Genomic DNA, 15,992 nt, shown 5'->3' on the forward strand with positions numbered 1-15,992 from the left:
AATAATCAAACCATGTTTTTAAATAATACAGTCTCACACGCCTCAACACAAGCGGCAAAAATAAAAAACTACCTGAAACTGGAGACTCCAAGTTTTTTACAAGAAACGGCAATACGACATCTTGAACAGTATGGGGACAGAGGGCGGCAGAGATTTTGCCCAAAAGTGACTAAAAGGTCGTTGATTCCCAGCCAATATTCAGAAGGAAGACACTGGCGGAGCACTTTTTCGGTCTCATCAGGGGTGCGGGTAGCAATGTATCCCCATCGGTTGCAGATCCGGTGGACATGCGTATCAACACAGATGCCCGGCTTACCATAGCCAAGGGTTACAACCAGATTGGCGGTCTTGCGGCCAACTCCTTTAAACATAAGCAACTGATCGATTTCTTCTGGGACCTTGCCATCGTAATCAGCCACCAACTGCCGACAGATATCGATAATCTGGCCAGCCTTGTTCCTGTAAAATCCCACCGGATAGATGGCGGCCTCAATCTCATCCTTTGAGAGCAGCATCATGGTGTCCGGTGTCGTGGCCAAAGCAAAAAGCCTCTCTGAAGCAGGACTGGTTGTGGTGTCTTGCGTTCGGAGTGACAGGATACAAGAGATGAGAACCTTGAAAGGGTCTCCTTCACGTTGAGAAACAATGGTTACAGCTGGTGACTGCCACTGCCTGACTTCCTGCCGCAGAATCGCAATTACCGAGTGGATATCAAAACCGTTCAAGCAAGCCCTCTGTTCCGGAAAATTCGCATCAGCAACACCCCAAGAACTGAAAAACATGCGCCGACACACAATAACAGATAGCCGATGGTCCGTCCTTCCCCCCAACCGAACAGGTCCTGCCCTTTCATCAAAAAGATGAGACCGAGGCCACTGAAGGCCATGATTCCTCCGGATATATAAACAGCAAAGGCTGCTATTGCCAGGCCGATTCCTTGTTGTTTAGCCATATCTCCCTCTCCTTTCTTCGTTGACCTGGGATTCTAGCCCATCTCTAACCATGCCGCAACCAGATTAACGTGACATCCCCAAACTCCTGAGGCATAATTTCAAAAGTTGCTCTATCACACTTAAGGATTATTTATGACCGCTCCTGTCGATCTTCATATCCATTCGCGACACTCTGACGGCACCTTCTCGCCAACAGAACTGGTAAAAATGGCATCCGCGCAAGGCTTTAAGGCCATAGCCCTAGCTGATCACGATTCAATATCAGGTATTGACGAGGCAATTGCTGCGGGAGAAGAATTCGGCGTGGAGCTGATCCCTGCGGTGGAGCTCTCCATAGAGATCAAGAACTATCACGACGTACATCTTCTGGCATTCTTCCTTGATCATAAAGACAAATCATTCAACGAACGCCTGAACAGTTTCCGCGAACGGCGCGACCGCCGTGGTGAAGAGATCATCGCTAGAATTAACGACAAGCTTGCTAATAACGGCAAAGGAAGTATCAGCTTCAGCGAAGTTGTCGCTGGGAGCGACGGGGCGTTAGGGCGTCCGCATATTGCGAGAGTTCTCATCTCCAGAGGCTATGTGACCGACATGAATCAAGCCTTTGATGAGTATCTCATACCATGTGATGTCCCAAAAGAATATTTCCCGGCAGAAGAGGCAATCAAGGAAATTCACCGAATCGGAGGACTGGCGGTTCTGGCTCACCCGACCACTATTTCCAAGGACAGATCAAAACTGAGAGAAGTGATCGGAATGATGGTAGCTTTCGGTCTGGACGGCCTCGAAGCCTATAACACACTTGCCACCATAGACGATTCGGAATTCCTGTTTGCAATCGCCCGTCGGCATAAACTCATTGTTACCGGCGGGTCAGACTTTCACGGTAACGAGGGCGAGGGCCTGCTAGGCATCCGTGACAATAGATTCCCTCTTGACTATCGTTTAGTCGAATCACTCAAAGACAGGGTTGCCGAAAAGAAATCAAACCAACCGCAGGCAGTTTAATAAAAATTATCTACAATTACTGTTTTATAACTAAAGTTTCCCTCCGAACTGTCGAAAATATCTACATGTTATTGACTGCAATGACCGGAGGGTCGAATGCTTGTTTTGGTGCGCTACAATGACGACAATTATGACATCGTCGAAGACTACTGCCTGGAATACCTTATTGTTACAGGTAAAGTTATAGAATTTTCCCGTTCCGACGAATGGATTACCGTCGGTAATGGGCCTACCAGGGAAAAACCTGATGTTGAGGGATGGACTCCTTCGGAAACCTTTTATTCAGGACCCGAACGTCGCAAGAACCGCAGAAAGAACCTTTTGCATACTCCGCAAACCAATGTAACTACTTAATACAAACCCGCCGCACCTCCTTGAGATCAGTTATTCCTTGGAGAACTTTCAATATTCCGTCCTGCTTCAGGGTAGTCATCCCGTCCTTTATTGCCTGAGCCCTGATATGTTCGACTTCTGCCTTGCGTTTTACGAGACTCTTCATGGCATCTGTCCCCTCCAGCAATTCATGCAGACCGACCCGCCCTTTATAGCCTGAATCATTGCATTTCTCGCATCCAACTGGCCGAAAAAGAGTTATTGCAGCCGCATCAATACCGGCAAGATTAAAATCGTCCCTGCCATACTCCTCAACCAAATCATCGATTTCAGGCATCTCCGGCTTGTATTGCTCCTTGCAGTCACTACAGAGTCGCCGTGCCAGCCGCTGAGCAAGAATACAAAGCACGGCATCGGAAAAGCTGAACGGATCCAGCCCCATATCAAGGAGTCTTGTCACTGTTTCGGGGGCAGAATTGGTGTGTAACGTGGAAAACACCAAGTGGCCGGTCAACGAAGATTCGACACCGATTGAGGCAGTCTCTTCGTCACGCATTTCGCCAACCATGATCACATCCGGGTCAGCACGCAAGAATGCCCGGAGCGCCAGCGCAAAAGTAAAACCAATCTTCGGATTCACCTGCACCTGTCGCAGGCCTTTCTGAGTAATCTCAACAGGGTCTTCAGCAGTCCAGATCTTTGTTTCCGCATCATTTATCCGGGCAATGGCCGAATGCAGTGTAGTGGTCTTCCCTGAGCCGGTCGGCCCAACCACTAGAATCAAACCGTATGGCTGCTTAACGCACTGTTCAAACACTGAGGCATTTCGTTCGGTGAGCCCGAGTTTATCAAACGGAATCGGCTCACCGGACGCCAGGATGCGCATGACAACGTCTTCCAACTGGCCGGAAGTCGGTAAGGTAGCAATACGCAACTCTACATCTATGGGACCGAATTTCTTAAAATCGATTTTACCATCCTGGGGTTTGCGGCGCTCTGCAATATCAAGTCCTGACATGATCTTGATGCGCGAGGTAACCGCGTGCTTGTACTTATATGGAATCCGCTGGTAGATCTTGCATCTGCCGTCCACCCTAACCCTGACCAGCACATCGCTCTTCCCTGGGTACGGTTCGATGTGGATGTCTGAGGCCTTCATCCGGTAAGCATCACAGATAATCTTGTTAACAAGCTGCACAATTACGCTGTCCTGCTCTGAAACCCTCTGCACCTCCTGTTCGACGTCAGGTTCCTCGCCGTCTTCCAACCGGCTCAGAAGATCGTTGATGCTCGTCGAGTCGCCTGAAACAGTACTGCTCTCCAAGTGATAATAGTGATCTATAAATCGTTCGATGTCTTCGCGAAAAGAAGCGACAAACGAAATCCGGCGATATTCAGGATAGATGAATTTGATCAGATCCTGTTTGCCAAGGTCAGTCGGGTCTTCCATTACCACAGACAAGACGCCATTCTCAATCTTAGCTGGCACCCAATGCTCTTTCTTCAGCCTTTCCGGCTTAATCTTGCTTAAGATAGCGTCCATAGGCGGCAGTTGCGGGTCAAACAAAAGAAAGTCTGTACCAAAATGAAGACTAAGGCTCTTAGCCATCTCCTCACGCGTTATTTTGGCGTCACGCATTAAAATTTGATCCATACCCAAGGTAGCAAGTTCACTGCTTTTGTTAGCCTTTTCGATGTCCCGTTCATCAATGATGTTTTTATCCAAAAGATAGTTATAGCGGGATTTTTGCCTGATAATTTTCGTGGAAGCGCTAATGCGGTAAATATTGTGAATAGCGATTGAAAGAGATGCCGCGAGCTCTGAAACATAGCTTATGTCTGTATCATTGAACCCGGTCTGATCTCTTTTATTAATCAACTGAATAACGCCGATCAGCACGTTATTAAAATTCATCGGAACACAAAGAATCTGATTGCTCTTAAAGCCGCTCTTCTGATCCCAAGACTTATCAAACCGGAGAGATGTATTGATCATCCGTAATTCATGATCATCATAGACATTCTTTACATTAACAACGCTCCCCGAGAATGCACAATAGCCTGCAATGCTGGATGGGCCTATGGGAATAACTATCTGTTGCAGCTCATCTCCGGACTTGACCCGAGAAACAAGTGTATTTTTCTTTATATCAGCAACATAAATGGTGATTCGCTCTGCTTTGAACAGCTCTGCAATACTGTCCTTAAGCTGAATGAGAATTGCATTCAATGACGTAGCAGAGTGAATTTCATTGATCTGCTCCATGAATTTCTTCCGGTATTCGAGCTGACCCTTCAGATATTCTGCTTCGTTCATTATTACGATCTCCTGCAACAGTAAAATACCAGACTACCCGTTAGCCGCATACATTCAGGTTACAATCTGGCGAGGGAAAGTCAATTGCGGCTCTATACAAAAAAAGCCCGACACTCATGTGTCGGGCTTGAGAAAAACATAATATAAACGTGCTTAGTTCTTAGCGGCCATTGCCTTTTCATAACCAAGGTTAAACGCTTTCTTGTTGAGCTCAAGGAAAGCCTCAGGCACGCGGGAAAGAACTGCCTTCTCAGCAGCTTCTTTTGATACAACGCCGGTCAGAGCAACCATTGCTCCGAGAGCGACGATGTTTGTAACAATTTCACGGCCTACTTCATTCTTGGCAGTATTGGTGATGTTGAATTTAGTAACCTTGAAATTCCCAGCAGGCTCTCTGGTGATCAGGTCAGAGTCAATGAGGAGAACCCCTCCCTCTTTAAGATCGTGCGAATACTTGTCACATGCTTCCTGAGTAAGAGCAAGGAGAGCATCGACTTTTGTTGCCTTCGGGTAGTCGATTATTTCATCAGAGATGATAACCTCTGACTTGGATGCTCCACCACGGGCCTCAGGACCGTAACTCTGCGACTGAACAGCCTGCTTGCCATCATAAATGGAAGCAGCCTCAGCCATGATGACGCCGGCCAGGATCAGCCCCTGCCCGCCGGCACCGGAAAAACGAATCTCATATCTTCCAGCCATTTTCTTCTCTCCTTTGAATTGGCGAAGTTCGTTCTAGCGGGCAGTGCCCTTGGCGCGCTCGATTACCTTTGCATACTGCTCGCAGTACTCAGGCTTGTCTTGCTTATGGAGCACACCAGTAAGAATTTTCCCTTTGAGCTGCTCCGGATCCATCTTCTCGGCAGCCTTTACAGGAACAGCAACATCCTTGAGACGGTTCATCATCTCGATAACCGACTTGTACTTGTTACGACGGCCATAGGTAGTCGGGCAGTCGTCAAGGATCTCAACTACGGAAAAGCCTTTGTGCTGGATAGCTTCAACGATGAGCTTGTCAATCTGATTGGCGTGGAATGCAGTGCCACGGGCAACAAAAGAAGCACCTGCACCGATTGCCAGTTTGGCGATATCAAAACCTGGATCAGGATTGCCATAAGGGGTTGTTGAAGCCTTGTCACCAGTCGGGGTGCAAGGTGAGAACTGGCCACCAGTCATGCCGTAGATCATGTTGTTCATGATGATGTAGGTCATGTCGATGTTGCGACGGCAAGCGTGAATGAAATGATTGCCACCGATAGCGGTTCCATCGCCGTCACCGCCACAGAGAATCACGTTCATTTCAGGTTTGGCCATCTTAACACCTGTTGCAAAGGCAGCTGCACGACCATGTGCAGTGTGCAGCGTGCAGCAGTCCATGTAGCCGGGGAGACGCGAGGCGCAACCGATACCGGATACGATGGCTGTCTCTTCTTTTTTCAACTGAAGTGTATCAAGAGCCCGGATAAGGCCCTTCATGACGATGCCGTGACCACAGCCTGGGCACCAGATATGCGGAAGCTTACCGGGGCGAATCCATTTATCGTAATCAAAAGACATGGTTACTTAACCTCCTTAATCTTGTCAAGGATCTGGCCCGGATTGATCGGCTCGCCGTCAACACGGAAAATTCCAAGAACCGGAGCATTGCCTTCGATGCACCCCTTGATAACACCTGCACACATGCCAAGGTTCATTTCCGGGGAGATAAAGCCCTTAACCTTCTTGGAAATTTCGAGAAGACGCTGCTCGGGGAACGGCCAGAAGGTAATGAGACGGAACAGACCTGCTTTGATGCCTGCTTTGCGGGCTTCATCTACAGCAAAACGTGCAGAACGGGATGTTGATCCGAATGCGACAACCACGACTTCAGCGTCATCGATCAGGTACTCTTCCCACTTCATTATGTCAGCTGCATTGGCCTCAACCTTGCGCACCTGGCGCTCTTCCTCGGCCTGGACATATTCGGCCTTGGTGGTCGGGAATCCGTCAGCCATCTTGTTCAGACCGGTCACATGAAACTTGTAACCCGAACCGAATGCTGCCAGCGGCGGCACATCGCCGAACGAGGTATCATACGGTTTGTACTTGTCAGGAGTAACTGTCGGCTTGGCGCGATCGATAACTTCGAGTTCGCCCGGCTCAGGGAACACGATGCGCTCACGCATGTGAGCAACGATTTCGTCCGGCATGATCATGACCGGTGTGCGATATTTCTCGGCAAGATTGAATGCCCGGACTGTCTCTTCAAACAGTTCCTGCACAGATGCAGGGACCAGACAGATTGCCGGATGGTCGCCGTGAGTTCCCCACTTGGCACACATGATGTCCGACTGGGAAGGGCCAGTCGGCATACCGGTTGAAGGACCGCCACGCATGACGTTGACGATAACGCAGGGGACTTCGGTGATACAAGCATAGCCGATATTTTCCTGCTTGAGCGAAAGACCCGGACCCGATGTTGATGTCAAAGCCTTTGCACCGGTGAGTGCACCGCCGATAAGGGCAGCCATGGCACCGATCTCATCTTCCATCTGAATGAACTTGCCCCCGATCTTGGGAAGTTCAGCCGACATTACTTCGGCAACTTCTGTGGATGGGGTGATCGGGTAACCAGCGAAAAACGTGCAGCCGGCGTACAGCGCGCCATGGGCTGCTGCTTCGTTACCCTGCATGAAAGCAACTTTCTTAGCCACGTTACATACCTCCTGTAAATTGTTTATGCAGTTACCTTGATCGCGAAATCTGGGCAGCGGAGTTCACATTGCATGCATTTGATGCAGGCTTCCAGGTCTTTGACTGCCACGACAAACCCTTTCATCTCCAGGACCTGCTTCGGGCAGAATTCCACGCAGATGTGGCAACCCTTACAGTACTTCTCGATGATCTCGATTGTGGGAAGCTTCTTTTCCATCTACATACGCTCCTTTTGTGTATTAGCCTATTGGGCTGAAAAACCGTGAGACTATAGCACACCGTTTACGGTAAAATCAAGTGTGGTTTGACTCTTTGTTTCAGGACCTGAATTCAGTGGGAAATCGGGGGGCACAGGTGAGGAAACAGCAAAAAAGAAGGGCCGAAGCCCTTCTTTTTGCTTGCGAAGTACCTTCAGTGCGGCTGAAGCCGGACTATAACTTCATGCTGTCGACGAGGCCCTTGACCGCTGCGACAGACTTGTCCATCATTTCCTGCTCTTCTGCATCGAGTTTGAACTCGAGAATCTGCTCGACACCTTTCTCGCCGAGAACTGCAGGAACGCCAACATAGTAGCCGTTCACGCCGAACTCGCCCTGGAGGAAGCAACAGGTTGGGAGAACACGCTTGGAATCCTTGAGGATTGACTCAGCCATTGCAATGGCTGAAGAAGCGGGTGAATAGAAAGCTGAACCGGTCTTGAGCAGGGCAACGACTTCTCCGCCTGCGCCACGGGTACGCTTTACCATTGCATCCATAACTTCCTTGGCCTTGGCCTTGTCCTTGTACTTGTTCTCAAGAAGTTCCATGACCGGAATGCCGTTAACGCTGGCATAACGAACCAGTGGTACCATGTCGTCGCCATGGCCACCGAGGGTCATTGCATTGACGTCCTTGACGGAAACACCGAGTTCCCAAGCGATGAAGGTGATGAAACGGGCTGAATCGAGTACGCCAGCCTGGCCGATAACTCGGCTGTAAGGGAATCCTGTGATCTTCTGGCAGAGGGTAACCATTGCGTCGAGCGGATTGGAGATGACGATTACGATTGAGTTCGGGGCATAGGCTTTGATCCCTTCGGCAACCGACGTCATGATCTTGGAGTTGACTTCGATCAGGTCGTCACGGCTCATGCCCGGCTTACGCGGGAGACCTGCGGTAACGATGACTACATCCGAATCCTTGATATCTTCGTAGCTGTTTGTACCCTTGAGGCAAGCATCGAAACGGTCAACTGAACCGACTTCCGCGATGTCGAGCATTTTGCCCTGAGGAAGCCCTTCTACGATATCGAACATTACAACATCACCCAGTTCGCGAAGTGCGCAAAGCTGAGCAAGTACGCCACCGATCTGACCGCCACCGATTAATGAAATCTTCTTACGTCCCATTTCTGTTTCCTCCTAGATAGATTTGGCTTCTCGCTTGCTTATTATGACCAGCACCGTATATCAGATAGCATCAATGATTGCGTTGAGAGTTGCACTCGGACGCATGGCCTTTTCTGTCTTGGCAGGATCCGGCTGGTAGTAACCGCCGATATCCTGCGGCTTGCCCTGGGCGCCAATCAGCTCGGCATTGATTTTTTCCTCATTCTCCTGAAGTTGCTTGGCAACTTTTGCAAAGCGTGCTGCCAGTTCAGGGTCCTTGGTCTGCGCTGCCAAAGCCTCTGCCCAGTACATGGCGAGGTAGAAATGGCTCCCGCGGTTATCGATCTGCCCGACCTTACGGGCCGGGTTTTTGTTGTTATCAAGGAACTTTGTATTGGCCTGATCAAGCGTATCTGCAAGCAACTGGGCTTTTTCGTTCTTGAAGGTAGCTGCTAGGTGCTCGAGAGATACTGCAAGAGCAAGGAACTCGCCGAGTGAATCCCAGCGCAGGTATCCTTCCTGAACAAACTGCTGAACATGCTTTGGTGCAGATCCGCCTGCGCCTGTTTCGAACAGACCGCCACCAGCCAGAAGCGGCACGATCGACAGCATTTTGGCGCTGGTTCCGAGTTCGAGGATCGGGAACAGGTCGGTGAGATAATCCCTCAGAGCATTGCCGGTAACAGTAATAGTATCGAGTCCTGCCTTTGCTCTCGGCAGCGTGAATTTCATCGCTTCAACCGGAGACATGATATGGATTTCGAGGCCATTGATATCGTGATCCTTAAGGTACTTGTTAACCTTCAGAATCATCTGGGCATCATGAGCACGGTTTTTGTCCAGCCAGAAAACAGCCGGTGCACCGGTTGCCCGTGCCCTTCTTACGGCCAGCTTGACCCAGTCCTGGATCGGCAGGTCTTTTGCCTGGCAACCGCGCCAGATATCGCCCTCTTCAACAGCGTGCTGGATCAGCACGTTGCCTGCTTCATCAACAACACGCATGGTGCCGTTAGCAGGAACCTTGAAGGTCTTGTCGTGTGAGCCATACTCCTCTGCCTTTTGAGCCATGAGACCGACGTTGGACACTGAACCCATGGTGGTAGGATCGAACTGGCCGTTCTTCTTGCAGAAGTCGATGCACTCCTGATACCACTCAGAATATGAAGTGTCAGGGATTACGCATTTGACATCGTGCAGCTTGCCGTCAGGGCCCCACATCCCGCCGGAATCACGAATAACAACCGGCATGGAGGCATCGATAATGATGTCGTTACTTGCATGGAGGTTGGTGATCCCTTTGTCGGAATCAACCATGGCCAGAGGCGGTTGCTTCTTGTAAACTTCCTGGATATCAGCTTCGATCTCAGCCTTCTTTGCTTCCGGCAGTTTTGCGATCTTCAGGTAGAGATCACCCATGCCGAGGTCGGGGTTTACGCCCAGCTCCTTAAAGGTAGCGGCATGCTTCTCAAAAACGTCCTTATAGAATACCGAAACAAAATGACCGAACATGATCGGATCGGAGATCTTCATCATGGTAGCCTTGAGGTGAACTGAGAACAGCACGCCCTTAGCCTTTGCATCGGCAATCTGCTCTGCAATGAAGGTGCGCAGGGCTTTGGCGCTCATGAAGGCGCCGTCAAGCACTTCGCCAGCCTGCAGGGCCAGCTTATCTTTCAGCACTTTAACATTGCCGGCCTGATCAACAAACTCGATCTTGACGTTGCCGGCCTTCTCCATGGTTACTGACTTTTCACTGTGATAGAAATCGCCAGCAGTCATATGAGACACGTGGGTCTTTGAGTCGGCAGCCCATGCCCCCATTTTATGGGGATGTTTCTTAGCATATTCTTTTACTGCACGTGCCGATCTTCTGTCGGAGTTACCCTCCCTCAGAACCGGGTTTACGGCGCTTCCCAGACACTTGGCATAGCGTGCGTGCAGTTCTTTCTCGGCATCGGTCTTCGGCTCCTCGGGATAATCAGGGAGCTTGTACCCCTGCTCCTGCAACTCCTTGATGGCTGCTTTAAGCTGGGGAATCGAAGCACTAACATTGGGCAGTTTTATGATATTGGCTTCCGGCTTCTGGGTGAGTTCACCCAGTTCGGCCAGATAATCCGGCATCCTCTGTTCCGGTGTCAGATAGTCGGGAAAGTTGGCGATGATCCTTCCGGCAACTGAAATGTCTCTGGTTTCAACGACAACGCCAGCGGCCTTGGTAAATGCATTTACGATAGGGAGTAAAGAGTATGTTGCCAGTGCAGGAGCTTCATCAATCTTTGACCAAATAATCTTTGCTGTTTGTGTTGTCATGTTATCTCCTTAATTTAATTTGGCAATTGCCAGAGGCTCTAAATAAGGGTGCCACAGCCTAGCAAAGGCGCCCATAGGATAAAAGAATAACTTACGGGAACCTTCTCGACTGCAGATATTTTTTACCCATATATCGATGTAATGAACTGTTCAGGAGTACTAAATTTCAGAGTTTTTAGAACATTGTGCTGCAATATGACATGCAGCCAGAAAAGTTTGTATACAGTATACAAAGCCTTTTAGGCTGTCAAGAAAAAATATAATTGTTTAATATTGTTGAAATTGTGTTGGGTATCTATGGTGGGACTAAAATTTGGAGGTTTAACGGAGCCGTTTTTCCGATGCATACCGCCTGGCTTCCTGAATATCCTCCCGTGTTGCATTGCGAGGGATTCTCAAGGTTTGGCCAGGCCAAAGGTATCTGGGATCACGGATTTGATCACGATTTGCCCGGTAAATCAACGGCCATAGCTGGGTATCATTAAAAATTTCAGGTAAAGCTGCGATCTGCGGCAGCGATTCTCCGCGCTTTACCGTGTGACTAATAACCAATACCCGTTCTTTTTGAGCCTTAAGTCGCTCAGCTTGCTGGCGTCGCGCATCCTCTTCGGCATCCTGTTTTGCCTTCTGGGCAATGCGCGCCATAAGCTCTTCAGCTTCACGCCTGCGAGCCTCTTTTTCACGTTCTAAAGCTTCAAGTCGCTCCTTCTCTCGCTGCTGCAACTCAACTTTTCGCAATCGCTCAACTTCAGCAAGACGCTTTTTCTCTACGGCCAGATTCTCCTTAAGAAGCTCACCTTTCAGCATAACAAGTTTAAAGAGCTGGTCTGCCGCCTCAACCTCCTCATCAAGCAACAGCAGCTCGCCTTTACCAAAGGTATCGCTTAGGCTATTGTATTCAGAGGGCAATAAAGCCGGGGCACCTTCAGAGCGAGCTGCCTGAATTAGCTGACCGGCTTTTGCATGCCATTGAGGTTGCGGGGTAGAACACCCCGAAAGTGTAAGAACCAGTATTCCGAAAAATAATATATATCTGCTCGCGGTCATCCAGCCCCCTTAAGGCTGTTGCTTCACCGCAAGTTTTATACCCAGCTCCCTGAGTTGCTTTGTATCAACAGATGACGGAGCCTCAGACATGAGACATGCGCCCTTCTGGGTTTTAGGGAACGCAATAACGTCACGGATCGAATCACTGCCAGTAAGCAGCATAATAAGCCGGTCCATGCCAAAGGCAATGCCACCGTGCGGCGGCGTACCGAATTCAAGGGCATCCAGAAGAAACCCGAATTTCATCCGCGCATCCTCTTCAGAAAGCCCAAGCATTTTGAACATCAGAGACTGAATCTTCTCCTGGTGAATCCTGATGGAACCACCACCGATCTCATTGCCGTTCAGCACCAGGTCATAGGCCTTGGCCCGACAACGCCCCGCATCGGATTCAACATATTGCAGATCTTCATCCATAGGAGCAGTGAACGGGTGATGCACCGCAGCCCAGCGTTTCTCCTCATCATCCCACTCAAGAAGCGGGAAATCGGTAATCCAAACAAACCTGAATACATTCTTATCCAAAAGGCCCAAAAGGTTCGCAAGGTGATTACGGAGCTTACCAAGAGAATCATTGACAACCTTTGGCTTGTCAGCAACAAAGAGCAGAAGATCCCCATCGTTGGCATCAAAAGCCTTGTTCATAGCCTGGATCTCTTCGGCAGTGAAGAATTTGGCAATAGGCGAATGCCATTCACCATTCTCAATCTTCACGTAAGCAAGCCCCTTGGCGCCGTAGATCTTCGCAAACTCGGTAAGGTCGTCAATTTCCTTACGGGAGAAACCGGCACACCCTTTGGCATTCAAACCTTTTATGATACCGCCAGATGCTGCAACATCGGCAAAAACCTTGAAACCCGCTCCCTTGACAAGATCGGTCAGTTCAACGAGCTCAAGACCAAAGCGAAGGTCAGGGTTATCCACCCCAAAGCGCCGTATCGCTTCAGCATAAGTCATCCTCTCTACTGGCAGCTGGACATCGACACCCTTTGCCTCTTTGAAGATGCGGGCGATCAATCCCTCCATGACCCGTATGATATCGTCCCGGTCAATAAAAGACATCTCACAGTCTATCTGGGTGAATTCTGGCTGGCGATCAGCCCGGAGGTCTTCGTCGCGGAAACAGCGGACAACCTGAAAATAACGGTCATAACCGGAGACCATCAATATCTGCTTGAATATCTGCGGTGACTGCGGAAGGGCATAAAATGACCCGGGATTGATCCGGGAAGGGACCAGAAAATCTCGAGCACCTTCAGGAGTCGACTTTGTCAGGAATGGTGTCTCGATCTCAATAAAGCCATTATCGGTAAGGTATTGCCGGGTTACTTGTGCCACCTTGGAACGAAGGATGAGATTCTGCTGGAGCTGGGTCCGGCGAAGGTCGAGATAGCGATATTTGAGCCTGAGATTTTCAGCCACATCAACATATTCATCAAGGGTAAACGGCAATGCCTTGGAACGGTTAAGCACCCGGCATTCAGAGACCTGGATCTCTACCTCGCCGGTCTTCATGCCTGGATTAACGGTCCCCTCAGGCCGCGGAATCACCTTGCCCTTCACGGCAAGGACGAACTCACTCCGCACTGACTCTGCTTTAGCATGCGCATCCGCATTAACTTCAGGATCGAAAACTACCTGGGCAATACCCTCACGATCTCTAAGGTCTATGAAAATAAGGCCGCCATGGTCTCGGCGTCTCATTGCCCATCCCATGAGCACCACTTCCTTGCCAAGGTCTGCACTTGTCAGTGCCCCGCAATATCCAGTTCTTTTCCAGTCCCCCATAAAATCTATCATCAGCAGATCCCCCTCTGTAAGGTACTAATCTCGAAAAAATCAATGCAGTATACTCAAAACAGCACTCCGCATCAATCGGAATTAATCCGATCAGCAGCTGTGAGCACAAAATATGTAGATAAACTTAGGAATTGAAAGGCGAGATCGTGAGATATCAGATCTAAGGCAGCCTGATTTTGTCATATTCAGGCGAATCAGATCAATACATATAATTGTGCCTGTCCGGGCATTCCGGACAGGCACAAAAAACATAATACGGCTACCAGTCCTCTTTCTGCTTTTCAATCAACTTCTTTAGGTACAATTCCGGATTTGTGAGTTTTGCAACCTCTTTTTCCGTATAGCCAAGCTCCTTGAAATTTAACAAACCATTGGGAGCATGACAGTTAGTACAAGAAAGTGCCTTGGTTTTAGTCACAAGGTGGTTGCTACCGAAATATATGGTCTGCCAACCGGGAACCGGCTCATAGTCCTTGAGACCCAAGGTTTTTGCGGCAGATGCAACGCCCGCGAGCGTATCACCGGTAGCCATGGGTGGAGCGAAATCCATTGACAAAAGGTTACCTGTTTTCTTGTCAAAGAATGCTTTACCCTGAAAAACCTTGAAGGCGTATATTTTGCTCTCTCTGTCCCCCCTACTCCCTTTGGGACCGATAAAATCCGGCACATTGCGTACAGTTTTGTTATACCAGGCGTAGATCGGGGCGTTTTCATTCGCTTCACGCTTCAAGGTTGAAGGTTCGTAAAATTTGTCAGGTCCCTTCTCCCATACTGTGAAATCTTTCGCCACAGCTCCGCCGGTTCTGGGGATATGACATGTCTGGCAAGCGATTCTCGCAGTGTGTCGATTCAGGTCAGCGTCTTTATGCGGTTTTAAACCGTGGCAAGCCGCATCTTCACAGGAAACCCTGACGCCGTCATTGGCCCAGTTATTTGGATCATACCCTGTAGGAATCCGGTGATCCTTGGCCTTGTGACAATCCACGCAAACCATTCCCTTGGCAGCATGAACATCAGTATCTTTTTTGAAAGCGAACCCGCGCTTGACGTAAACTCCCCCGCCTGCAGCCTCGTGGCAGACCATGCAATTCTTCACTGTAGGTTTGCCAATACCAAGAGCGGCCTTTTTGCTCCTGTCCTGTCCAAGAACCACATCGCCTTTCTCGTTCTTGAACGGTTTACGCTCCCTGAAATCATAGCTAGATGAATGACAAACCAGGCAGTCGATTGCCTGTTGCGCCTCAGTGCCGAAACTGCCTACATCATAAAGATGATTTCCCGGATGACAGGTGTTGCACCCAGAGAACTTGGTCTTGCCGGTTTCAGGGCTTTTAGGTATTTCCTTAAGATTATTAACAATGTCGTTGCCATTGCACATAGTGTAGATACGGTTTTTCATACCGTATTCCTTGTTCGGGTCAATATTTTCTACGTTATCTACCTTGGAAGCATGCTTCCAATGGACAGTGTCCAGAAACGACTTTGCGGTCCCTTCGTGGCATACCTCGCAGGTTTTTGGACCCTCATAGCCGTTTTTGTCGATATATTCTCGGCCTTCCTTGTGGTCTCCAGCCAGCGCTGTCCCTGAAAGGCACACTCCAAGAATCCCAATAATAGCCAGAAATTTAGCGTACATAGAATTTCTCCTAATTGCTTAGATTAACAGACTCATATATTAATATAAATGGAATATATAAATGTTTATATATTTGTGGTCAAAAAAACAGCCCGTGGTAGCAGGCTGTTGCAGTTTAACTATTCAATTGCTCAGCAACCAGCAGTTTTCCGGAAGAACTTGCTCACGTTTTTGCCATCGATCACGTCATACTTAAGCTTGATCTCATCACCTTCATTGATCTTGTGATCTTTGAATTTGTCCAGCGTCTCGGCATCATTAACCGTAACGGTCACTTCCTTATCATCATTTTTGATAACAACGGTGGCAGATGCACCGTCTTTCGCCATTTCAATCTTAGCAACCGAGCCGGTCATTTTTTCTTCAGCCATGGCATTGTTGCTAAACGAAAGTAAACCGAAAACCATTACAGCTACCATCAGAATAGAGGATATGATCTTTTTCATTGCTATGCTCCTTTGTTCAATGATGCGTGGATGTTAAAAGCTTATCAAGCTCTCTCGATGTGGCAAGTTTATTATTGG

The 15,992-nt window shown here is 49.0% G+C and carries 15 protein-coding genes; 2 read left to right on the forward strand and 13 right to left on the reverse strand.

Translation table 11 applies throughout. The annotated features are described in order from the left end of the window. Window positions 1–68: 68 nt before the first annotated feature. Both KI809_RS08855 and KI809_RS08860 read right to left on the reverse strand, forming a co-directional pair. Window positions 69–725, reverse strand: a complete 657-nt coding sequence (locus KI809_RS08855; protein ID WP_214171190.1) for an endonuclease III domain-containing protein — start codon at window positions 723–725, stop codon at window positions 69–71. After that, entirely contained in the window at window positions 722–952 is a 231-nt protein-coding gene (locus KI809_RS08860; protein WP_214171191.1) for a hypothetical protein, read from the reverse strand. Before KI809_RS08860 ends, KI809_RS08855 begins: the two co-directional genes overlap by 4 nt. A gap of 133 nt (window positions 953–1,085) precedes the next feature. Here KI809_RS08860 and KI809_RS08865 point away from each other — a divergent pair, with 133 nt between their 5' ends. Further along, on the forward strand, window positions 1,086–1,964 hold the full coding sequence (locus KI809_RS08865; RefSeq protein WP_214171192.1) for a PHP domain-containing protein: 879 nt from the start codon (window positions 1,086–1,088) through the stop codon (window positions 1,962–1,964). Window positions 1,965–2,060: 96 nt separating this feature from the next. Then, window positions 2,061–2,318 (forward strand): GSU3473 family protein, encoded by a 258-nt coding sequence (locus KI809_RS08870; RefSeq protein ID WP_214171193.1) that lies wholly within the window; start codon window positions 2,061–2,063, stop codon window positions 2,316–2,318. Here KI809_RS08870 and KI809_RS08875 read toward each other — a convergent pair. The 11 genes from KI809_RS08875 to KI809_RS08925 form a co-directional block, all read right to left on the reverse strand. Then, window positions 2,311–4,614: a GspE/PulE family protein gene (locus KI809_RS08875; RefSeq protein WP_214171194.1), complete on the reverse strand. Its 2,304-nt coding sequence runs from the start codon at window positions 4,612–4,614 to the stop codon at window positions 2,311–2,313. The two genes, KI809_RS08870 and KI809_RS08875, sit on opposite strands and share 8 nt — an antisense overlap. Before the next feature lie 153 nt (window positions 4,615–4,767). After that, a complete protein-coding gene (locus KI809_RS08880; protein ID WP_214171195.1) occupies window positions 4,768–5,316 on the reverse strand; it encodes a 2-oxoacid:acceptor oxidoreductase family protein in 549 nt (182 codons plus the stop codon). Between the two features lie 33 nt (window positions 5,317–5,349). Then, complete coding sequence (locus KI809_RS08885) at window positions 5,350–6,171, reverse strand: 2-oxoacid:ferredoxin oxidoreductase subunit beta (RefSeq protein WP_214171196.1); 822 nt, start codon at window positions 6,169–6,171, stop codon at window positions 5,350–5,352. A 2-nt stretch (window positions 6,172–6,173) separates the two neighbouring features. Further along, a complete protein-coding gene (locus tag KI809_RS08890) occupies window positions 6,174–7,307 on the reverse strand; it encodes a 2-oxoacid:acceptor oxidoreductase subunit alpha (RefSeq protein WP_214171197.1) in 1,134 nt (377 codons plus the stop codon). 23 nt (window positions 7,308–7,330) lie between these two features. Further along, window positions 7,331–7,525, reverse strand: a complete 195-nt coding sequence (locus tag KI809_RS08895) for a 4Fe-4S binding protein (RefSeq protein ID WP_214171198.1) — start codon at window positions 7,523–7,525, stop codon at window positions 7,331–7,333. Window positions 7,526–7,739: 214 nt separating this feature from the next. Next, window positions 7,740–8,696, reverse strand: a complete 957-nt coding sequence (gene mdh / locus KI809_RS08900; RefSeq protein ID WP_214171199.1) for a malate dehydrogenase — start codon at window positions 8,694–8,696, stop codon at window positions 7,740–7,742. A 60-nt stretch (window positions 8,697–8,756) separates the two neighbouring features. Next, window positions 8,757–10,985, reverse strand: a complete 2,229-nt coding sequence (locus tag KI809_RS08905) for an NADP-dependent isocitrate dehydrogenase (protein WP_214171200.1) — start codon at window positions 10,983–10,985, stop codon at window positions 8,757–8,759. Between the two features lie 321 nt (window positions 10,986–11,306). Beyond that, window positions 11,307–11,894 carry a LysM peptidoglycan-binding domain-containing protein gene (locus KI809_RS08910; protein ID WP_246559322.1) on the reverse strand — a complete coding sequence of 196 codons (588 nt, stop codon included), beginning with the start codon at window positions 11,892–11,894 and terminating at the stop codon, window positions 11,307–11,309. 147 nt (window positions 11,895–12,041) lie between these two features. Continuing rightward, window positions 12,042–13,832: an aspartate--tRNA ligase gene (gene aspS, locus KI809_RS08915; RefSeq protein WP_214171202.1), complete on the reverse strand. Its 1,791-nt coding sequence runs from the start codon at window positions 13,830–13,832 to the stop codon at window positions 12,042–12,044. A gap of 259 nt (window positions 13,833–14,091) precedes the next feature. Beyond that, window positions 14,092–15,468 carry a cytochrome C gene (locus tag KI809_RS08920; RefSeq protein WP_214171203.1) on the reverse strand — a complete coding sequence of 459 codons (1,377 nt, stop codon included), beginning with the start codon at window positions 15,466–15,468 and terminating at the stop codon, window positions 14,092–14,094. A 131-nt stretch (window positions 15,469–15,599) separates the two neighbouring features. Next, window positions 15,600–15,914, reverse strand: coding sequence for a hypothetical protein (locus tag KI809_RS08925; protein WP_214171204.1), 315 nt, complete (start codon window positions 15,912–15,914; stop codon window positions 15,600–15,602). Window positions 15,915–15,992: the final 78 nt, after the last annotated feature.

It is taken from the genome of Geoanaerobacter pelophilus (assembly GCF_018476885.1).
In the GTDB taxonomy this organism is placed as follows: Bacteria; Desulfobacterota; Desulfuromonadia; order Geobacterales; family DSM-12255; genus Geoanaerobacter; species Geoanaerobacter pelophilus.

Coding starts and splice junctions, on each gene's coding strand:
- KI809_RS08860 (WP_214171191.1), bottom strand. CDS start 952: ATGGCTAAACAACAAGGAATCGGCCTGGCAATAGCAGCCTTTGCTGTT.
- KI809_RS08865 (WP_214171192.1), top strand. CDS start 1,086: ATGACCGCTCCTGTCGATCTTCATATCCATTCGCGACACTCTGACGGC.
- KI809_RS08870 (WP_214171193.1), top strand. CDS start 2,061: ATGCTTGTTTTGGTGCGCTACAATGACGACAATTATGACATCGTCGAA.
- KI809_RS08875 (WP_214171194.1), bottom strand. CDS start 4,614: ATGAACGAAGCAGAATATCTGAAGGGTCAGCTCGAATACCGGAAGAAA.
- KI809_RS08880 (WP_214171195.1), bottom strand. CDS start 5,316: ATGGCTGGAAGATATGAGATTCGTTTTTCCGGTGCCGGCGGGCAGGGG.
- KI809_RS08885 (WP_214171196.1), bottom strand. CDS start 6,171: ATGTCTTTTGATTACGATAAATGGATTCGCCCCGGTAAGCTTCCGCAT.
- KI809_RS08895 (WP_214171198.1), bottom strand. CDS start 7,525: ATGGAAAAGAAGCTTCCCACAATCGAGATCATCGAGAAGTACTGTAAG.
- mdh (WP_214171199.1), bottom strand. CDS start 8,696: ATGGGACGTAAGAAGATTTCATTAATCGGTGGCGGTCAGATCGGTGGC.
- KI809_RS08905 (WP_214171200.1), bottom strand. CDS start 10,985: ATGACAACACAAACAGCAAAGATTATTTGGTCAAAGATTGATGAAGCT.
- aspS (WP_214171202.1), bottom strand. CDS start 13,832: ATGATAGATTTTATGGGGGACTGGAAAAGAACTGGATATTGCGGGGCA.
- KI809_RS08920 (WP_214171203.1), bottom strand. CDS start 15,468: ATGTACGCTAAATTTCTGGCTATTATTGGGATTCTTGGAGTGTGCCTT.
- KI809_RS08925 (WP_214171204.1), bottom strand. CDS start 15,914: ATGAAAAAGATCATATCCTCTATTCTGATGGTAGCTGTAATGGTTTTC.